Raw genomic sequence first — 16,629 nt, forward strand, 5'->3', positions numbered from 1 at the left:
CAACGATTTTAAGTTAGTGGAATAATTTAAGGCGTTTATCCCAATTACCTTGATGGCTAAACTGACAAGCTTCTTCGCTATCAAAAAATACATTCTGTTTCGGTTTTTTTAATACAATTCCAACGTTTAATAGTTGTTGCTGTATTAATTTTCGCAAAAAGGCGTCTTGTTGTTGAGATTGTGCATCCTTTAAATGTTGTTCCGTTTGAAAAACACAAGTAATCACTAAACTAGACGGGAAGTTACTATAATCAGCAGTATGGGTCAGCCAATCAAACCCAGCAATTTTTTGCTTTGCTGTTTCGCACACGTTAGTGAGTGCCTTGATGGTATTTTCATCTAACTTTTTAACTGTGGATTTTGCAGAAGACATAACACACTTATTTGAATTCAAAATCGGACGCTGAATTAATCGCGTCCGCTGAGTATTTACATTTACAACAACAGTATTTATTTGCCGTATGTACAAAGATAGGCTGTATCTTGCGTTACCTTAACTTGAAATTTTACATTTGCGTCAATGGTAAATACCTGGCCGGTAGTAAAAGTTTGCCATTGTGTTTGACCGGGCAACAATACGGTTAGCGCACCATTTACCACAGTCATAGTTTCAAACTCACTTGTGCCAAATTCATATTCACCAGGAGCCATTACCCCGACTGTCGCTGGTAATGTAGCTGTTTGAAACGCCATGGAAGTGACTTTGCCATCAAAATATTCATTTACTTTAAACATATAACGCCTTTCTATAATTATAAATGGCGCTTAATTTAACAGGTTTAGAATAGAAACTCCCTATCAAAAACAGCTAATTTAGATATTCTAGCACTAGCTCATAATTAGGATCTGTAGGTCTAGTTTAAGAACCTTATAATGATTAAACCGCCACTATTTGCGTCAATTAACCGACTTCACAGCGGTTTGTTTGCTGCAGGCCAATACCGTTGTCTTTAGCTTGTTCAATAACATCAACATCTTCTAAAAATAACATGTAGCCATCTTCTTTTACTGCTTGCAGAAATACATCCACTTCCAATGATGCAAATTTATTTAAGTTACCAAAACAATTATTTTCAGTGGAAATAGCGAATTCGCCTCGCCCCTTGACGTCTTCAGCTTTGTATTCTTTCGCTTTAGCCAATAACCCATTCATTAATTGAGCGTCACTATCCGACAGTTTCAGAATTGTCACCCTTTCATTATTATCTAAATCATCCAATAGAATTTCAGGCATATCAGTGATTGGGGCTTGTTGCACTTGCACGTTAAAATTATGCTCTTCATAAAAAGCCGGCAAGCTTTCGTTTCCATCTGAACTGTAACTCATAAATATTTTTGCAGCGCCATTTTTCACATCGATACTTTGATCGGTGCGAAGGGCGATTCTTATGTCTTGAGGTTCCATATCTAAAGGAGAAAACTGAGACATTTTATACATTGTCGATAAGGGCATACTCATACAGCCATTCAAAATAACACTTGCCGCTAGTATTCCTATCACCTTTGGCTTTAACTTCATTATCAATCCCTTTTTAAACCTAAAATTTAGGTATTTTTTTATCACTAGAACGCTGCTTAAAACGACCTTTTTCTAAAATTAGCATCTCTATTTAGTGTTTAATCCTAAATTAGAAAAGGGCTTAATTAAATTAAGTTCCCTCTCAAATTTGTAAAATTGTAATACGCTCCATTTACCAGAGCGTAATATTTTAAACTAATCACCCACAGCAACACCTTCCCTTCTTGGGTCAGCTCCACCAATTATTTTGCCGTTTTTAAATTGAATTCCGTGCAAACCACTGTTTAAGTCGATTACCTTAACGTTATGACCCATGGCAGTTAGCTTATCTACCCACTTTTCAGCACTGGTCCCTTTTTCAAGGGCAGTGTAATCATTACGATTAGTTACTTTGGGTAAATTAATGGCTTGTTGAATATCTAATCCCCAATCCACTACACCCACTATGGTTTGTGCAACATAACTAACAATTCGACTTCCACCTGGCGATCCTATTACCATCATCAACTGGTCATTTTCGTCAAATACCATTGTTGGACTCATAGCACTGCGAGGACGTTTATTGGGCTCAACTCGGTTAAGTGCAGGCTGTCCGTTAGCACTTGGGTTTAAAGAAAAATCTGTCAATTGATTATTTAGCAAAAACCCTTCTACCATTAATCCTGAGCCAAAACCAAACTCAATACTGGTCGTCATTGCAAGAGCATTACCCTCTTTATCGACTATTGAGACATGGCTGGTATTAGGTAGTTCAAAAGAATTGTCCATGCCGAACAAAGAAGCGTTGATATAGGGTTCTCCTGGTACAGCTTTCCCCATATTTTTATCTGCTTTTATCAGCTCGGCGCGTTGTGATAAGTAAGTTTGATTGATTAACGCAGCAAAAGGAAGCTGGGCAAAATCACTGTCAGCAATATATTTATCTCGATCGGCATAAGCCAGTTTAGATGCTTGGGTGAACAAATGAATTGACTCAACCGAATCTGGTCCCATTTTAGCCAAGTCATAGTCTTCTAGCATTTTCAGAATTTGTAAAACGCTAATGCCGCCAGAACTTGGTGGTGCCATGCCACATATTTTAAATTTACGATACAAACCACAAATTGGCTCACGCTCTATAGATTGATAACTGTTAAGATCATCTACGCTTAACGTACCGGGATTAATAGTCGAAAATTGCACGGTTTTAGCAATCTTATCCGCTAACTCACCTTTATAGAGGTAGTCCGCGCCCTGTTCAGATATATTTTCAAATACTTTAGATAGTTTTACGTTGGTCTTATTTGTGCCTTGTTTAAGCTCTATGCCATTTGGATAAAAATAAGTTTTAGGGATCAAAAAGGCTTCTAGTCCAGGATGGAACCTTAAGGAAAGCAGTTTTTCTAAACGCGGAGAAACAGTGAAGCCTTTTTCTGCTGTATTAATTGTATCATTGAAAAGTGCATTCCAAGGCAATTTGCCAAATTGCTTATGGGCTTTTTCCAACGCTTTAAGGGCTCCTGGTACGCCGACTGAACGCCCACCAACAACAGCATCTCGCCACTTCATGGGCTTACCATCTTGCATGAACAAATAAGCATTTGCTTTAGAAGGCGCGGTTTCACGACCGTCGAATGTATGCAGTTTTTTGGCTTTATTATCCCAATATAATATAAAGTTTCCGCCACCAATACCCGATGATTGGGGTTCAACTAAGGTCAACATTGCTTGCACAGCAATGGCAGCGTCTATGGCACTACCGCCTTTGTTGATAATATTTTTACCAGCCCATGATGCATAAGGATTGGCGGATACCACCATGTACTCTTCAGCGATCCGTGCTTTTTTCTGACTGACACCAGTTGCGGCCTCAGGCTCGCGATCTTCCCTAGTCGTTTGCTTAGCGTTAATTTGATTAAAAGAGATTAAACAAAAAACGCACACTACTTTACACAATAATTTCACTGACTATCTCACTTAACGGCTATGGGATGATAGAAAGATAACTATCCCGAGATTTGGATGCAACCAAAAATCTAGTTATTAAACCATTCTTGTGCAAAATCATGGATTTAGTTAAGGTGTTCACTACTATTTATAAATATTGTGTTGGCAACTTGTTAAATTTCCCCTTAAAACCTCAACATCTAATCGGGCCTATTTTGATAACGCTTATATGTTGTTTGTTATGGATATTTGAACCTACGACCTCAGAATATCTAGCCTTACAACGAGGATCACTTGCAGAAGGTAATTACTGGCAATTTCTCACCGCAAACTTTGTCCACACCAATACAAATCATTTATTACTCAATATTGCCGGCATATTGCTGCTCTGGGCCATCCACGGTCAGTATTACACTGTAAAAAACTACCTTATCGGTATCGTTTTACTAAGCATATGTGTGACCCTTGGTATTTATTTATTTTCCCCTAACCTTGTTTGGTACGCTGGACTTTCTGGAGTTTTGCACGGCATATTTGTGTATGGCGCTTACTTAGACATCTGTAACAAAGTAAAATTTGGCTGGTTGTTAATGCTTGGGGTTTGGTTGAAAGTTTTACATGAACAGCTTTATGGTGCAGATCAAATGATCAGCGATTTAATTGCCGCCAACGTCGCTGTAGATGCTCATTTATATGGTGCGGTAGGCGGATTAGTTTGTATTTGTATCAGCTTAGTTAAAAACAACTATTTGCCTCAGAAGCACTGAGACAAATAGTTAATTGTTAGGGTTATAAATTTTCTTCAAATAATTTAAATATTCTACGGTATTCATCCAACCATGAGCTAGGTTCAATAAAACCATGGGACTCAACGGGATAAATTGCAGTTTCGAAGTCTTGTTTTTCTAACTCAATTAAGCGTTGAACTAAACGTACTGTATCAACAAAAAACACATTTGAATCCACCATAGGTGCATTGATAAGCAGTGGCTTGGTTAAACCTTCCGCAAAATAAATAGGCGAACTGCGCTCGTAAGCGATGGGATCAACATCTGGTGTATTGAGAATATTCGACGTATAGGGATGATTGTAATGGGCCCAATCAGATACTGGACGCAAGGCTGCTCCGGCTTGGAATAGGTCCGGTTCAGTGAACAGCGCCATAAAGGTCATAAAACCACCGTAAGAGCCTCCATAAGTCCCTATTCTATTTCGATCCACATTAACGTTGTTTACCATCCAGTCAACACCGTCAACTAAATCTTCAATTTCAGGTTTCCCCATATGTCGATAGATAGCAGTGCGCCAGTCTCGGCCGTAACCTGCTGATGCCCGATAATCCATATCTAAAACCACATAACCTTTTTCAACAAGCAGGTTATGGAACATGAATTCCCGAAAATACCCTGACCAACCTAAATGGGAGTTTTGTAGGTAACCTGCCCCATGGTTGAAGATAACCGCTCGTTTCTTGTCACCTTCTCCAGCATCTTTAGGCGCATATAAGCGGGCATAAATTGGTTGTTCACCGTGGGAAGATTTTACCGCTACTATTTCAGGGACAGTCCAGTTAATTTGTTTAAATGCTTCACTGGTGGTGAAGGTAACCTGCTGTGGCTCGCCCTCAGAATCCAAAGTTTTAACAAAAAGTTCGGGCGGCATGGTTAATTTAGAATGGGTTAACAATAACCTGTTTTGTTTATCATTCAGCACATAATCTGTTACGCCATTTAAATCCGTCAAAGCCTCAATATCACCACTGCTTAAATCAATACGGTAAATTTCGTAGATTCCAGGGTGCTTTTTATTGGCTTTAAAATAAATAAATTGATCGTTAGCGCTAAGGGTTAGTTCATCAACCTCATAGTCACCGCGAGTAAGTTGTTTTGCATCACTATTTAATGCTTTTAAATAGAGGTGGGAATAGCCACTTTTTTCAGACAAAAAATACAACTGTGAAGACTGATTTAACCAACCGAAACTATTAAAGTTATAATTGATCCACGCATCATCATGCAATCTATCTTGAGTCACTAAGCTTTTGTTTTTGAAGTCCACCGTTGTCAACCAACGATCTTTGTTGTCCCAAGCTTCCAACATGATGGCAACATTTTCGCCATTTTGTTGCCATTCTATTGCGCTTTGGTTCCATCCCCAATCTTGCAACAAGGCAATGTCTCTAGGCAGTCGGTTACTCTCATAGGTCTGTCCTTTAGCTTCTGCATTTTCCCGTTTTACTTGTTCTAAAACATCTTCGTTATATCCAGGTAAACTTTTGTAGGACAGCTCTTTTTGCGTACCTGTTTGTAAATCTAATAACCACAAGTACTGACTTTCAGGCTTAGAATCGGCCACTCGGCGTCTGACTTTCTCAGCTTTAATACGGCCATTGTCTTTTATGTAGTTAGGCATGATGTCGCCTTCACTGCGACTTGGGGTATCTTTTTCAATGGCTAAAATGAGATATCGGCCATTGGGCGATAGGCTAGCTGCAGCGGTCTTATGTTCAAGGGGTAAATAAATAGGTTCAGGTGTAGAGGCTAGATTCTGCGCAGATAGTTGCGCATTAAAATCAAACTTATCTTGAGTTCTTGTGCGACGCTCACGCAATACCTCAATTAAATTCAACTGCTGCTGGGCAATATAATCTTTGGCCTCTTCATTGGCTTTTGGAGCCTCTTTAAACTCCCAACTAACCAGTTGTTGCGTCATTCCTGAATCAGTATTAATAGCATAGATTTTATTGTAACTACGGTAGCTCAGTCGGCCATCGGTTAGAAACTGTAAACTGCTTCTATATTGCGCACTGCGGGTAAGTTGAATAACTTCTCCAGAGCTAAGATCTTGTACAAAAATATTCTGTTTAAATATCCAAGCCGCTTTGTCTCGGCTTTGGTTAAACACTTTATTTTTATAGGCTACCTCATGGTACTGGGCAAGTGGCACTAAACTCGCAGTTTTTGACGACAGTGATTGTTGAAATAAATCAGTCACTACCGAACCTTCACGCTTTTGCGAATAAAAATAACTTTTCCCATCTAAAGACCAATACGGGGATTGTGGCTCTCTGCCAATCCAATCCGGATCAGCCATGATTTTATTTAAGGTCAATGCTTCATTAGAATCACCAACATAGGGTGCTTGCTGTTTAACCGTTTGATAAATCGCTGTGCTTACCGAATCACTATTCGACAAATTGGTTTCAGCGGGGCTTTCTGACGTTTGAATGCCAGAACAGGCAAGTAAACTTGAAGTGATAGTAGAAATAATGAGCAGCTTAAAGCTTTTTTGCATTTTTGAGTCTCTGCTTTTTGTTATAGTCGTTAGAACTTAAGGTTGTATTAAAACCTATGTGGGTATTTAGGTAAACAAGTGATCTAAAATTGCTTACCGAGGATAGTAACGTTTAGCTGCCATATTTTGGCCTGTCATAACCACGGAGTTTTCATGAAAAAATTAGTCTTATTATGTAGTTTAGTGTTCACCCCTATGTTCGCATCTGCAAATGCATGCCCTGACGTTTTAAAGTTTATGAAACGTAAATTAAACTCACAAGAAACCGTAAACATGTGCAAGGAATATCAAGGCAAAACGTTACTCATTGTGAACACCGCGAGTAAGTGCGGGTATACACCTCAATTTGAAGGACTAGAAGCGTTATACAGCGAGCTTAAGGAACAAGATTTTGTGGTGTTAGGTTTTCCCTCTCATGATTTTAAACAAGAATTTAATGACGAAAGTAAAACGGCAGAATTATGTGAATTAACCTACGGTGTAGAATTCCCAATGTTTGAAGTCACTAAAGTAAAGGGTAAAAACGCCGACCCCTTATTTCGTAAATTAAGCAAACAAAGTGGTATGGAGCCAGGTTGGAATTTCTATAAATACTTGGTGGATAAAAATGGTGAGGTAGTCAAAGCCTATAAATCATCGACTAAACCAGCAGATAAAGAATTTAGACAAGATATCGAAGATGCATTAGCTCTTTAAATTAAGTTAGTTATGTTTGCCCCTTAAAACCAAAAAAAACAGGCAAAAAAAAGCCCCGTTAAACGGGGCTATAAACACACATCACTTGGAACACACAATGAAATGTTTTACTGTTTTAGCAATAAAACATCTTTACAACTAATAGTTAGTCACTTTTAAAAAACTTTAGTTCATTAAATTTTAAATATTTTTAACATTTTCTAAAAAATGCATTCAAGTGATTGAATTTACGTTATTTATTTTTTGCTCAGCTAACTAAATAGCAGTGCTCTTAAACTTACTTGTACGACAACGCTACAGTTGAGCAAATGCCTGTTCAAAATCTGCAACGATGTCATCGGTGTCTTCAATACCGACAGAAAATCTTATCATATTATCGTTGATACCCATTTGCGCTCGTTGCTCAGCACCATTTTCATAGAAAATAGTCGAGGCTACCGGCAAACACAATGTCCGGGTATCGCCAAGGTGGGTAGCAATCACAACCGTATTTAACGCGTTAATAAACTTATGGATATCCAGTCCTGGAGATAAGTCCATACTGAAGACCCCGCCATAATTACCATTAAAAAGTTCTCTGGCAATATAGTGCTGCGGATGATCAGCAAGGCCTGGATAATATACGTTAGCGACTTTGTCGTGACCATGTAAATAGGTCGCTAGCCTCAAGGCATTTTGACAAGTTTTATTCAGGCGTAATGCCAAGGTTTCTAAGCCAACTGAAATTTGCTGCGCAGATTGCGGTGCCAAAGTTGCACCTAAATTACGTAAACCCTTTTTACGAATTTGTGTCATGCCCCAAGAAGATGAATCACCCACTCGGTACAAATCAAAAATATTAGGATACTTAGACCAATCATAAAAGCCTGTATCTACCACTGCCCCACCTAATACATTTCCATGCCCAGAAATATACTTAGTTAATGAGGTGACAGTTAAAGATGCTTTGACGGCTTTAGCATCAAATATATACCCTGGGGTCATGGTATTATCGATAATAAATAGCAGCTTGTTGATATTACAAAACTCACCAATAGCTTGTAAATCAGCCACCTGTGTTACAGGGTTTGCGATAGTTTCAGTAAAAACCAATCGAGTATTATCTGTAAGGGCTTGGCTGATAGATTTGATATTGGTGGTATCCACATAACTCACTTGAATACCTAAGTTTTCCAATGTCACCATTAAACTACTGGTGTTGCCGAATAAAAACTGACTCACAATGATGTGATCATTTTGTTTCAGCAAAGCTAAAAGCATTGACGAAATCGCCGCCATACCCGTAGCAAAGGTTACTGCTGAAACGCCACCTTCTATATCAGCTAATATATTTTGCAAGGCTGCATTAGATGACGAAGAAGAACGGCCGTAAACATGCCCTAGTTTCTTGCCTTGAAAGACCTCAACTAAATCATTGACGTCTTGATACTCAAATAGTACAGAATTACTAGTGGGTGAATGAACAGAACCATCTTGAGGCTTGTTAAACATGCGGTCAGCATGCACAAGTCGTGTTGTAAAACCTTTATCTTTCAATCGAACTCTCCGCGGGAAAGGCTACCTGGGAAGGAAATTTTGCGTGCACTTTAGCATAAAACTCATAAACTTTTTGCATTTCTAAAGAGTTATCTTCTTCAGGATGAAAAATCGGTCCTAAAACGATGGATTTATGCCGATAATCTAGGCCAATTAAAAACACCGGAATATTCGCTTGTTTAGCAATATGTAAAAAACCACTTTTCCAAGGGTAAATTTTGCTGCGAGTGCCCTCTGGAGCAACCGCTAATAATATTTTATCTTTTTGTTTAATTTTATCAATCATTTGATTTACGACACCATGAGATTGCGAACGCTCAATGGGTATGCCGCCCCAACGCATTAAAAGCGATTTAAAAGGAGGGATAAAAATACTATGTTTACCAAAAAAACAGATTTTGAGTCGTAAACTAAACACCGCAGCCATGCCAATAACGAAATCCCAATTCGACGTGTGTGGCGCAACAGCAATGACCATTTTACTTTGTTTAGGAAATTCACCTACAAATTTCCATCCCAAAATTTTTAAAATAGTAATGCCGAACCACTCGCTGAAAGCATTTCCCAATCTGGGGATATTTTCTGATAGTTTCAGTTTTTTTAACCTTTTGCTCATGAAATAATGCTTTTTACAATATTAATTACGTTCATATTCTCTTATTATATAGCCGAATTGAAAAATAAGCGGGTTGCAACTTTTTACAACTTCAAGGGTCATGTAAATAGTCGTGGAAGAATAATCACGTTATTTTTGTAACCCACAATTCAAGCCGCAGTGTTTCAGTTGAGGTTTCGTTTGAAGCGGCCGCAACTAACCCCTAATTACCATCGTCAGTATTATAATGGGATTTTTAGTGCTTAGAATTATAATTTTTATATCATTGATTTTTAGCCTACATGCTTTTAGTCAGCAAACGGCGCAAAATTTGTTTAGCCAATATCGTAGTTCTTTATATCAAATCCAAATGATTGATAAAGAGTCAGGAAACAAGTCTTCAATTGGTTCTGGATTCAGAGTCAGTGAAAATGGCGATATTATTTCCAATTACCACGTCATTTCCGATTTTGTATATTTTCCAGATAAATACCGAATTCAATATTTAGATTCAAATGGTAATACCGGAAGTTTACAGCTTAAGAACTTTGATGTAATTAATGACTTATCCCTTCTACAAATTGATCCTGCACAAACTAGCGGTTTGCCATTTAAGTTAGCTGAGAACCTCCCCTTGCAAGGTTCGAATATTTATTCTTTAGGTAATCCCCATGATTTAGGAATGATAGTGGTACCTGGAACCTATAATGGGTTAAAAAAGAATAGTTTTTACCAACGTATTCATTTTACGGGCTCAATCAATCCAGGAATGAGTGGTGGCCCTGCTGTCAATGGTTTAGGCCAAATTGTTGGTGTGAATGTTGCCACAGCGGGCAATCAAATAGGCTTTTTAATCCCTCTACCAAAAGTTAAAGCATTGTTTAATTCGCAACTCGAAATCAATGCTAAAGACTATAAATCACATATGCAGAAACAGTTACAACAAAACCAAAGTAAGCTGATAACTGAAATTTTATCAAAACCTTGGTCTCACGCCCCATTAGGTAAAGCCAGTGTACCAGAACAAATTTCCGACTTTATATCATGTTGGGGGGGCTCCAACGCCAGTGAAAAGGACGTAAAATTTCTCTCGGTTTCCAGTCGCTGTCGAATTGGTGAAGCTATCTTTTTAAACGGTAGATTACAAACAGGCGAAATTGAAATAGAGTTTGAATGGTTAACCAGCGAACAGCTTAATACCTTTCAATTTCATAACTTTCTAACCAAAAAAATAGCTTTTACACGACCAGGAAACCAAGCAGGGAAAAATGATGTAACCAATTATCGTTGCCAACAAGATATCGTCTCAAACCAACATCAAGTTTCACAAAAAAGTGTCTTGTGTGCCCGCGCCTATAAAGACTTCGACGATTTGTATGATGTGCTATTTATTTCCGCCAGTAATGACTTCGCAGATGGAAGTCTAATCAGTCACTTTACCCTTGCAGGAGTAAGTGCAGATTCGATGAAACAATTCTCTAATCAATTTATGGATTCCATGTCATGGCAATAGTTGTTGAAGTACTGTCGAGAAGCGGCAAGGTCTTAAGTTATCAAGTTTTTGAAAAACAGTTGATTTCAGTAGGTAGAGCCTATGATAATGACGTCCGTATTGACGATCCCTATGTAGGCTCGGAACACCTAACCATAAGCTCCGAAGAAGATAACAATGCACTGGTATTAACTGACGTTAATTCATTAAATGGTGTAAAAATTAATGGTGTCCAGGGTAGTAAAGCCTTGGTAGGTTTTGATGACATTATAACCATAGGTCGAACACGATTACGGGTATTTAAAAGCAATCAAAAAGTCATACCAGCAGTTGTTTTAAGTAAACTAGAAGAAAAAATGGAATGGCTATCCATGCGCAGAATATGTGCACTTCTAGCATTTGTCTTTATTGGCTTAGTTTCTGCAAATTTCTATTTCAACAGTATTGTCGAAGTGAATATTTCGCAGGTTATGAAAGTCAGTTTAAGTGCAACAGCAGCAGCCTGTATTTGGCCACTTTGTTTTGCTCTGTTGTCCATCTTGGCCAAAAAAGAAGCTCATATTGTGACTCAATTTAATTTGCTTTGGCTGTTTTTAATTAGTCACGAACTTTTGAGTTATTTACAGGCACTATTACAATTTAATTTAAGCTCTGTGCAATTTATTTATTGGTTTATCTTATTATTAAAAGGCACCCTATTTTTTGCGTTTTTATGGTTTACCTTATTTATTGCATTCCATCAATCAAAAGCCATGCGAAACGGTATTAGCATAGCCGGTACTGCTTTATTGGCCATGTATGTGTTGGCTCCCCATTTCTTTAATACCCAGAGCTTCGTAGCAGCCCCTCGCTACACCTCTCAAGTACTGTCGCCGATATTTAGGATTACAACACCAGAAAGTACAGAAGAATTTGTAGAGCGGTCCGATAATCTAATTAAAGGATTAAAGCAAGAAGTTGAAAAGGATAAGAAATAGTTAATGTGTATTCTTTTTATTGCTGTAGAGCAACACCCTGATTATCCGTTAATAATAGCCGCTAATCGAGATGAGTTTCACCAACGCCCCACCGCTCAGTCTGAGTTTTGGGCTACATACCCTAACCTACTTGCCGGTCGAGATCTGGAGGCGGGAGGTACATGGATGGGCGCCAATGTAAATGGCCGAATTTGTGCCTTAACCAATGTAAGAGATCCGCAAAAGCTGCTTAGCAATGCAATTTCACGGGGCCATTTAGTTAGCAAATTTTTAATTAACCAAGATCCCCCACAAGATTATTTATGCAAATTACGGAAAAGCAAACAGCAATATAATGGTTATAATTTATTGTTTGGAGAATGGAACGACCTGTATGTGTATAACAATCACACAGATAATGTGAATCGATTAGGCGCAGGGGTTTACGGACTTTCAAATGCAGACTTAGACAGCCCTTGGCCGAAAATAAATCAAGGGGTTAACAAGTTGCGCGAGCATTGCCAACAGACATCGTCATTAGATAGCGAAAAATTATTTGAAATTCTACTCGATCAAACAAAAGCAAAAGATGAAATGTTGCCTAAAACTGGGGTGCCTTTGGATTGGGAACGCAAGTTGTCGTCGATTTTTATTCAATCTGCCGATTACGGAACTCGTTCTTCAACCTTGTTATTAGTGAATAAAAACAAACAGGTAACATGGCAAGAACACACATTCGACCCACAGGGACATAACGTCCAACAACGTGAGTTTAACTTTAACATTCAATAAGCTCATATATTACTCGAAATATCTCCAATTACTGGCATAATAGCGGCTTATTTTTTTCGCCTGTTATTTATTGAGGAATTGCTGTGTTAGAAGTGCTACCGAAATTACCCGCCGATCCTATTTTAGGTCTGTCTGCTGCATATCGTGAAGATCCGAATCCTAACAAAATTGATTTAGGTGTCGGTGTTTATAAGGATGAAAACGGGAATACACCAATACTCAGTTCAATTGCTAAAGCGCAAAAAATTCTTTTAGCTCAAGAAACCTCTAAAACCTATATTACGCCTCAGGGTGTACAAGGTTATATTAATGGCATGTTGGAGCTACTTTTAGGTAAAGGACACCCTGCTATAATTGAAGATCGTGTGGCAGCGGTCCAAGCTCCAGGTGGTTGTGGTGCCCTAAGAGTACTATCTGAATTAATTAAACGTTGTAACGCTGATACTACTGTTTGGGTAAGTGACCCTACTTGGGCAAATCACATCCCCTTAATCGGTAGTGCTGGTTTGAATATTGAAACCTACCCGTATTTCGATAAAGCCTCAGCAAGCATTAAGTTCGATGAAATGGCCGATTGCCTGAAACAAGTTAAAAAAGGCGATGTAGTCTTGTTGCACGGTTGCTGTCACAACCCAACAGGGGCTGATTTAAGCAATGAACAATGGCAATCAGTATTAGAAATCGCCCAACAACAGGGTTTTATTCCTTTTATCGACGTGGCGTACCAAGGATTTGGTGACGGCCTTGAAGATGATGCTTATGGTGTTCGTTTGTTAACTAAGAACCTGCCTGAAGTCATTATTGCCGCATCCTGTTCTAAAAACTTTGGTTTGTATCGTGAACGAGTTGGACTTGCAGTGTCTGTGACGAATAACAACGCCACTCGTCAAATTGTTCAAACACAAATTCAATCCATTGCTAGAGCCATTTATTCTATGCCACCATCATACGGCGGTGCCTTGGTAGATATCGTATTAAATGACCCTATCCTAAAAACAGAATGGCAAGGCGAAGTTGAAGATATGCGGGTTCGTATGCAATCTTTACGTCAATTATTAGTGGTCAAATTAGCAGAAAAAGGAGCATCGAAAGACTTTAGCTTCGTCACTAAGCAAAAAGGGATGTTCTCCTATTTGTGCATCAGTCCTGAACAAGTTAAAGCCATAAGAGCTAAACATAGTGTATACTTTGTAGATTCAAGTCGAGTCAACATAGCTGGTATTAGCTTAAAAAATGTCGATGCGTTAGCTACCGCTTTGGTAGATGTTTTATAAATACTCTTCTAAATGCGCTCAATAATGAGCGCATTTCTCCTCTTGTTAGCCAATGTGTTCTTAGGTAACCCCATAAAGATAAACAAACACTCTGGCTGAAATTATTTGTATTTTCTTGCGTTTAATACTTAGATATTAAGCAATGAACATATCACCTGTATTTTACTTAATAGAGAAACTTTAATGAATTTTAATTCCCTTGGTTTAGGCCAGAACATTGCTAATGCCTTAATTGAAAAAGGCTACAATGAACCTACACCAATTCAAGCTCAGGCTATTCCAGCCATTTTAGAAAACAAAGATGTGATGGCCGCAGCACAAACTGGTACTGGTAAAACAGCTGGATTTGTACTCCCCATCTTAGAAAAATTAAGTCATCAACCGCGCCCAAAGGCGAACCAAGTTAACGCGTTAGTGTTGACTCCTACCCGAGAGTTAGCCGCGCAGATAGCGGATAATGTAAAAGCCTACAGCAAAAACTTAAACATTCGACACACGGTTGTTTTTGGCGGCGTAAGTATTAATCCGCAAATGATGGCCTTGCGCAAAGGTGTGGATATATTAGTAGCCACACCCGGGCGTTTGTTAGATTTGTATAATCAAAAAGCGGTGAAGTTCGATAATTTGCAAATTTTGGTCTTAGATGAAGCAGATCGCATGTTAGATATGGGCTTCATTCATGATATTAAGCGGGTAATGAAACTATTACCGCCAAAACGCCAAAATCTATTGTTTTCTGCAACCTTTTCACCGCAAATACGTGAACTTGCAAAAAATATAGTGAACAATCCTGTCGAAATTTCAGTGGCTCCGGCGAATAAAACTGCGGATAAAGTGGAGCAATGTGTTCACCCTGTTGATAAAAGTAAAAAATCAGCATTACTGTCTCACATTATCAAACATCAAAACATGGATCAGGTTTTGGTATTTAGTCGCACTAAACATGGCGCTAACCGCCTAGCTAAGCAATTAACGGCCAAAGGCATCATATCATCAGCAATTCATGGTAATAAGAGCCAAGGAGCCCGTACCAAGGCCCTAGCAGAATTTAAATCCTCTGCCATCCAAGTATTAGTTGCCACCGATATAGCGGCTAGAGGATTAGATATTCATCAACTTCCTTTTGTGATTAACTATGACCTACCCCACGTAGCAGAAGATTACGTGCATCGAATTGGTCGAACAGGCCGTGCTGGTGCTACTGGCCATGCTGTTTCTTTAGTAACGGTTGAAGATGTTAAGTTATTAAAAGATATCGAACGGGTAATTGGTGAGAAAATTAATCGCGTTGAAGTTAAAGGTTTCGAGCCAACTGAAAAGTTATCAGAAACCCCAGCCAAACCTCAGGCTAAAAAACCACCCAGACCTAAAAAACCTCGTAACCCTAGAGCAGCTAGAAATTCACGTCCCAAGGCCGATTAACTGGGACGGTGAAATTGGGTTAACATGCGATCTAAGTGATTGGCAAAGTTCTGTCGGTCAGTTTGATTGAGTGCCGGAGGCCCGCCAGTGTTAACCCCGCTGGCGCGCATGGTATCCATAAAGTCTCGAATGTTAAGTCGTGAACGCACGTTTTCCTTGTCCATAAGTTCACCTCTAGGACTAAGGGCGTTACAGCCCTTTTCAATCACTTCAGCCGCTAAGGGAATGTCACTGGTGATAACTAAATCACCGGCTTCACAGCGAGCAACAATTTCATCGTCAGCCACATCAAATCCTGAAGAGACTTGTAATGACGTAATGTTTTTATTTGGCGGTACGCGAATAAACTGATTTGCAACTAAGGTCATCTCAACCCCTGTACGTTGCGCAGCTTTGAATAAAATGTCTTTTATCACATTCGGACAAGCGTCTGCATCAACCCAAATTTTCAAATTAGAAAGCTCCTTGAAAAAAGAAAAATTAAAGTATGTTGATTACCACACTAAATCATCTGGAATTTCATAATCTGCATACCATTCATCTTCTTCGGCAGTACTGGTTGATTTAGCTTCTGCCTGTTCCGCCGCATCAGCACGATACACCACCGCATCTTTGTCGCGTAAACTAATTTTGTCTGCCACAGGCATAGGGACAATTTCATATGCCCCACCAAGTACCACAATGGCAAGTTTGCCTTGGCTAATCCGGTTACGGGTTTGTTGATTCACATACAGCCGTTTGATGATATTGTCGTGGGTGAAATTACAAGGGATATCACCATTATCTTTGGGCTGCTTGTTCAGCTCAACCAACTGTTTAATCTGCGCTTGTACCGCCTTGGTCTCGGCAAGTGCTTTGGCTTCTTGGTTTAGCTTTCGGTCTTTTTCTTGCTTTTCTTGAAGTGCTTTTTGAGCCGCAATTTGTGATTCATTTTTATTCACAACTTTATGTTTTTGCTGCTGTTTTACTTGTTTGTGCTTTTCTTTTTTGGCTTGTTTTACCTTTTTCTTATCGGTTAAACCTGCTTTTAATAATTGCTCTTGTAATGATAACGCCATAATAAAATACTCTTTGAATATTCTAGAAATAAAAACGGCAGTATTACACTGCCGTTAACAATAGATTGT

The 16,629-nt window shown here is 38.9% G+C and carries 16 protein-coding genes; 7 read left to right on the plus strand and 9 right to left on the minus strand.

Annotation, left to right across the window (positions count from 1 at the left end; genetic code table 11):
- Positions 1-13: 13 nt before the first annotated feature.
- The 4 genes from AB6T38_RS04445 to ggt form a co-directional block, all read right to left on the minus strand.
- Positions 14-373, minus strand: coding sequence for a Fis family transcriptional regulator (locus AB6T38_RS04445; protein WP_372546173.1), 360 nt, complete (start codon positions 371-373; stop codon positions 14-16).
- Positions 374-450: 77 nt separating this feature from the next.
- A complete protein-coding gene (locus tag AB6T38_RS04450; RefSeq protein WP_372546174.1) occupies positions 451-735 on the minus strand; it encodes a pyrimidine/purine nucleoside phosphorylase in 285 nt (94 codons plus the stop codon).
- Between the two features lie 166 nt (positions 736-901).
- Complete coding sequence (locus AB6T38_RS04455; protein WP_372546175.1) at positions 902-1,519, minus strand: hypothetical protein; 618 nt, start codon at positions 1,517-1,519, stop codon at positions 902-904.
- A gap of 195 nt (positions 1,520-1,714) precedes the next feature.
- Positions 1,715-3,463 carry a gamma-glutamyltransferase gene (gene ggt, locus AB6T38_RS04460; protein WP_372546176.1) on the minus strand — a complete coding sequence of 583 codons (1,749 nt, stop codon included), beginning with the start codon at positions 3,461-3,463 and terminating at the stop codon, positions 1,715-1,717.
- A gap of 197 nt (positions 3,464-3,660) precedes the next feature.
- Between ggt and rrtA the strand changes: the two genes are divergently transcribed.
- Entirely contained in the window at positions 3,661-4,212 is a 552-nt protein-coding gene (gene rrtA, locus AB6T38_RS04465) for a rhombosortase (RefSeq protein WP_348490482.1), read from the plus strand.
- Positions 4,213-4,234: 22 nt separating this feature from the next.
- Here the strand turns inward: rrtA and AB6T38_RS04470 are convergent, their stop codons facing one another.
- Positions 4,235-6,739, minus strand: coding sequence for a prolyl oligopeptidase family serine peptidase (locus tag AB6T38_RS04470; protein WP_372546177.1), 2,505 nt, complete (start codon positions 6,737-6,739; stop codon positions 4,235-4,237).
- 153 nt (positions 6,740-6,892) lie between these two features.
- Between AB6T38_RS04470 and AB6T38_RS04475 the strand changes: the two genes are divergently transcribed.
- Positions 6,893-7,435, plus strand: a complete 543-nt coding sequence (locus AB6T38_RS04475) for a glutathione peroxidase (protein ID WP_372546178.1) — start codon at positions 6,893-6,895, stop codon at positions 7,433-7,435.
- A gap of 294 nt (positions 7,436-7,729) precedes the next feature.
- Here AB6T38_RS04475 and AB6T38_RS04480 read toward each other — a convergent pair whose 3' ends face one another.
- Both AB6T38_RS04480 and AB6T38_RS04485 read right to left on the minus strand, forming a co-directional pair.
- Positions 7,730-8,971, minus strand: coding sequence for a cystathionine gamma-synthase family protein (locus AB6T38_RS04480; RefSeq protein ID WP_372546179.1), 1,242 nt, complete (start codon positions 8,969-8,971; stop codon positions 7,730-7,732).
- Positions 8,961-9,587 carry a lysophospholipid acyltransferase family protein gene (locus tag AB6T38_RS04485; protein WP_372546180.1) on the minus strand — a complete coding sequence of 209 codons (627 nt, stop codon included), beginning with the start codon at positions 9,585-9,587 and terminating at the stop codon, positions 8,961-8,963. The genes AB6T38_RS04480 and AB6T38_RS04485 overlap by 11 nt, the downstream gene beginning before the upstream one ends.
- Before the next feature lie 238 nt (positions 9,588-9,825).
- Between AB6T38_RS04485 and AB6T38_RS04490 the strand changes: the two genes are divergently transcribed.
- From AB6T38_RS04490 to AB6T38_RS04510, 5 genes are all read left to right on the plus strand, one after another.
- Positions 9,826-11,079 (plus strand): serine protease, encoded by a 1,254-nt coding sequence (locus AB6T38_RS04490; RefSeq protein WP_372546181.1) that lies wholly within the window; start codon positions 9,826-9,828, stop codon positions 11,077-11,079.
- Positions 11,070-12,035, plus strand: coding sequence for an FHA domain-containing protein (locus tag AB6T38_RS04495; RefSeq protein ID WP_372546182.1), 966 nt, complete (start codon positions 11,070-11,072; stop codon positions 12,033-12,035). Before AB6T38_RS04490 ends, AB6T38_RS04495 begins: the two co-directional genes overlap by 10 nt.
- A 3-nt stretch (positions 12,036-12,038) precedes the next feature.
- Positions 12,039-12,806, plus strand: coding sequence for an NRDE family protein (locus AB6T38_RS04500; protein ID WP_372546183.1), 768 nt, complete (start codon positions 12,039-12,041; stop codon positions 12,804-12,806).
- Positions 12,807-12,889: 83 nt separating this feature from the next.
- Complete coding sequence (locus AB6T38_RS04505; protein WP_372546184.1) at positions 12,890-14,080, plus strand: aromatic amino acid transaminase; 1,191 nt, start codon at positions 12,890-12,892, stop codon at positions 14,078-14,080.
- Between the two features lie 183 nt (positions 14,081-14,263).
- A complete protein-coding gene (locus tag AB6T38_RS04510; protein ID WP_372546185.1) occupies positions 14,264-15,502 on the plus strand; it encodes a DEAD/DEAH box helicase in 1,239 nt (412 codons plus the stop codon).
- On the opposite strand, the gene AB6T38_RS04515 is transcribed toward AB6T38_RS04510, so the two are convergent.
- Positions 15,499-15,954 carry a YaiI/YqxD family protein gene (locus tag AB6T38_RS04515; protein ID WP_348490492.1) on the minus strand — a complete coding sequence of 152 codons (456 nt, stop codon included), beginning with the start codon at positions 15,952-15,954 and terminating at the stop codon, positions 15,499-15,501. The two genes, AB6T38_RS04510 and AB6T38_RS04515, sit on opposite strands and share 4 nt — an antisense overlap.
- A 42-nt stretch (positions 15,955-15,996) precedes the next feature.
- Positions 15,997-16,560 (minus strand): DUF2058 domain-containing protein, encoded by a 564-nt coding sequence (locus AB6T38_RS04520; RefSeq protein ID WP_348490493.1) that lies wholly within the window; start codon positions 16,558-16,560, stop codon positions 15,997-15,999.
- Positions 16,561-16,629: the final 69 nt, after the last annotated feature.

Origin of the sequence: Aliiglaciecola sp. SL4, from assembly GCF_041538045.1 — a bacterium.
Classification (GTDB): Bacteria; Pseudomonadota; Gammaproteobacteria; order Enterobacterales; family Alteromonadaceae; genus Aliiglaciecola.

Bases quoted from the DNA above. Each gene is read 5' to 3' on its own strand.
- AB6T38_RS04520 (WP_348490493.1), bottom strand. From the start codon at position 16,560: ATGGCGTTATCATTACAAGAGCAATTATTAAAAGCAGGTTTAACCGAT.
- AB6T38_RS04500 (WP_372546183.1), top strand. From the start codon at position 12,039: ATGTGTATTCTTTTTATTGCTGTAGAGCAACACCCTGATTATCCGTTA.
- AB6T38_RS04450 (WP_372546174.1), bottom strand. From the start codon at position 735: ATGTTTAAAGTAAATGAATATTTTGATGGCAAAGTCACTTCCATGGCG.
- AB6T38_RS04475 (WP_372546178.1), top strand. From the start codon at position 6,893: ATGAAAAAATTAGTCTTATTATGTAGTTTAGTGTTCACCCCTATGTTC.
- AB6T38_RS04445 (WP_372546173.1), bottom strand. From the start codon at position 373: ATGTCTTCTGCAAAATCCACAGTTAAAAAGTTAGATGAAAATACCATC.
- AB6T38_RS04485 (WP_372546180.1), bottom strand. From the start codon at position 9,587: ATGAGCAAAAGGTTAAAAAAACTGAAACTATCAGAAAATATCCCCAGA.
- AB6T38_RS04510 (WP_372546185.1), top strand. From the start codon at position 14,264: ATGAATTTTAATTCCCTTGGTTTAGGCCAGAACATTGCTAATGCCTTA.
- AB6T38_RS04495 (WP_372546182.1), top strand. From the start codon at position 11,070: ATGGCAATAGTTGTTGAAGTACTGTCGAGAAGCGGCAAGGTCTTAAGT.
- AB6T38_RS04470 (WP_372546177.1), bottom strand. From the start codon at position 6,739: ATGCAAAAAAGCTTTAAGCTGCTCATTATTTCTACTATCACTTCAAGT.
- AB6T38_RS04455 (WP_372546175.1), bottom strand. From the start codon at position 1,519: ATGAAGTTAAAGCCAAAGGTGATAGGAATACTAGCGGCAAGTGTTATT.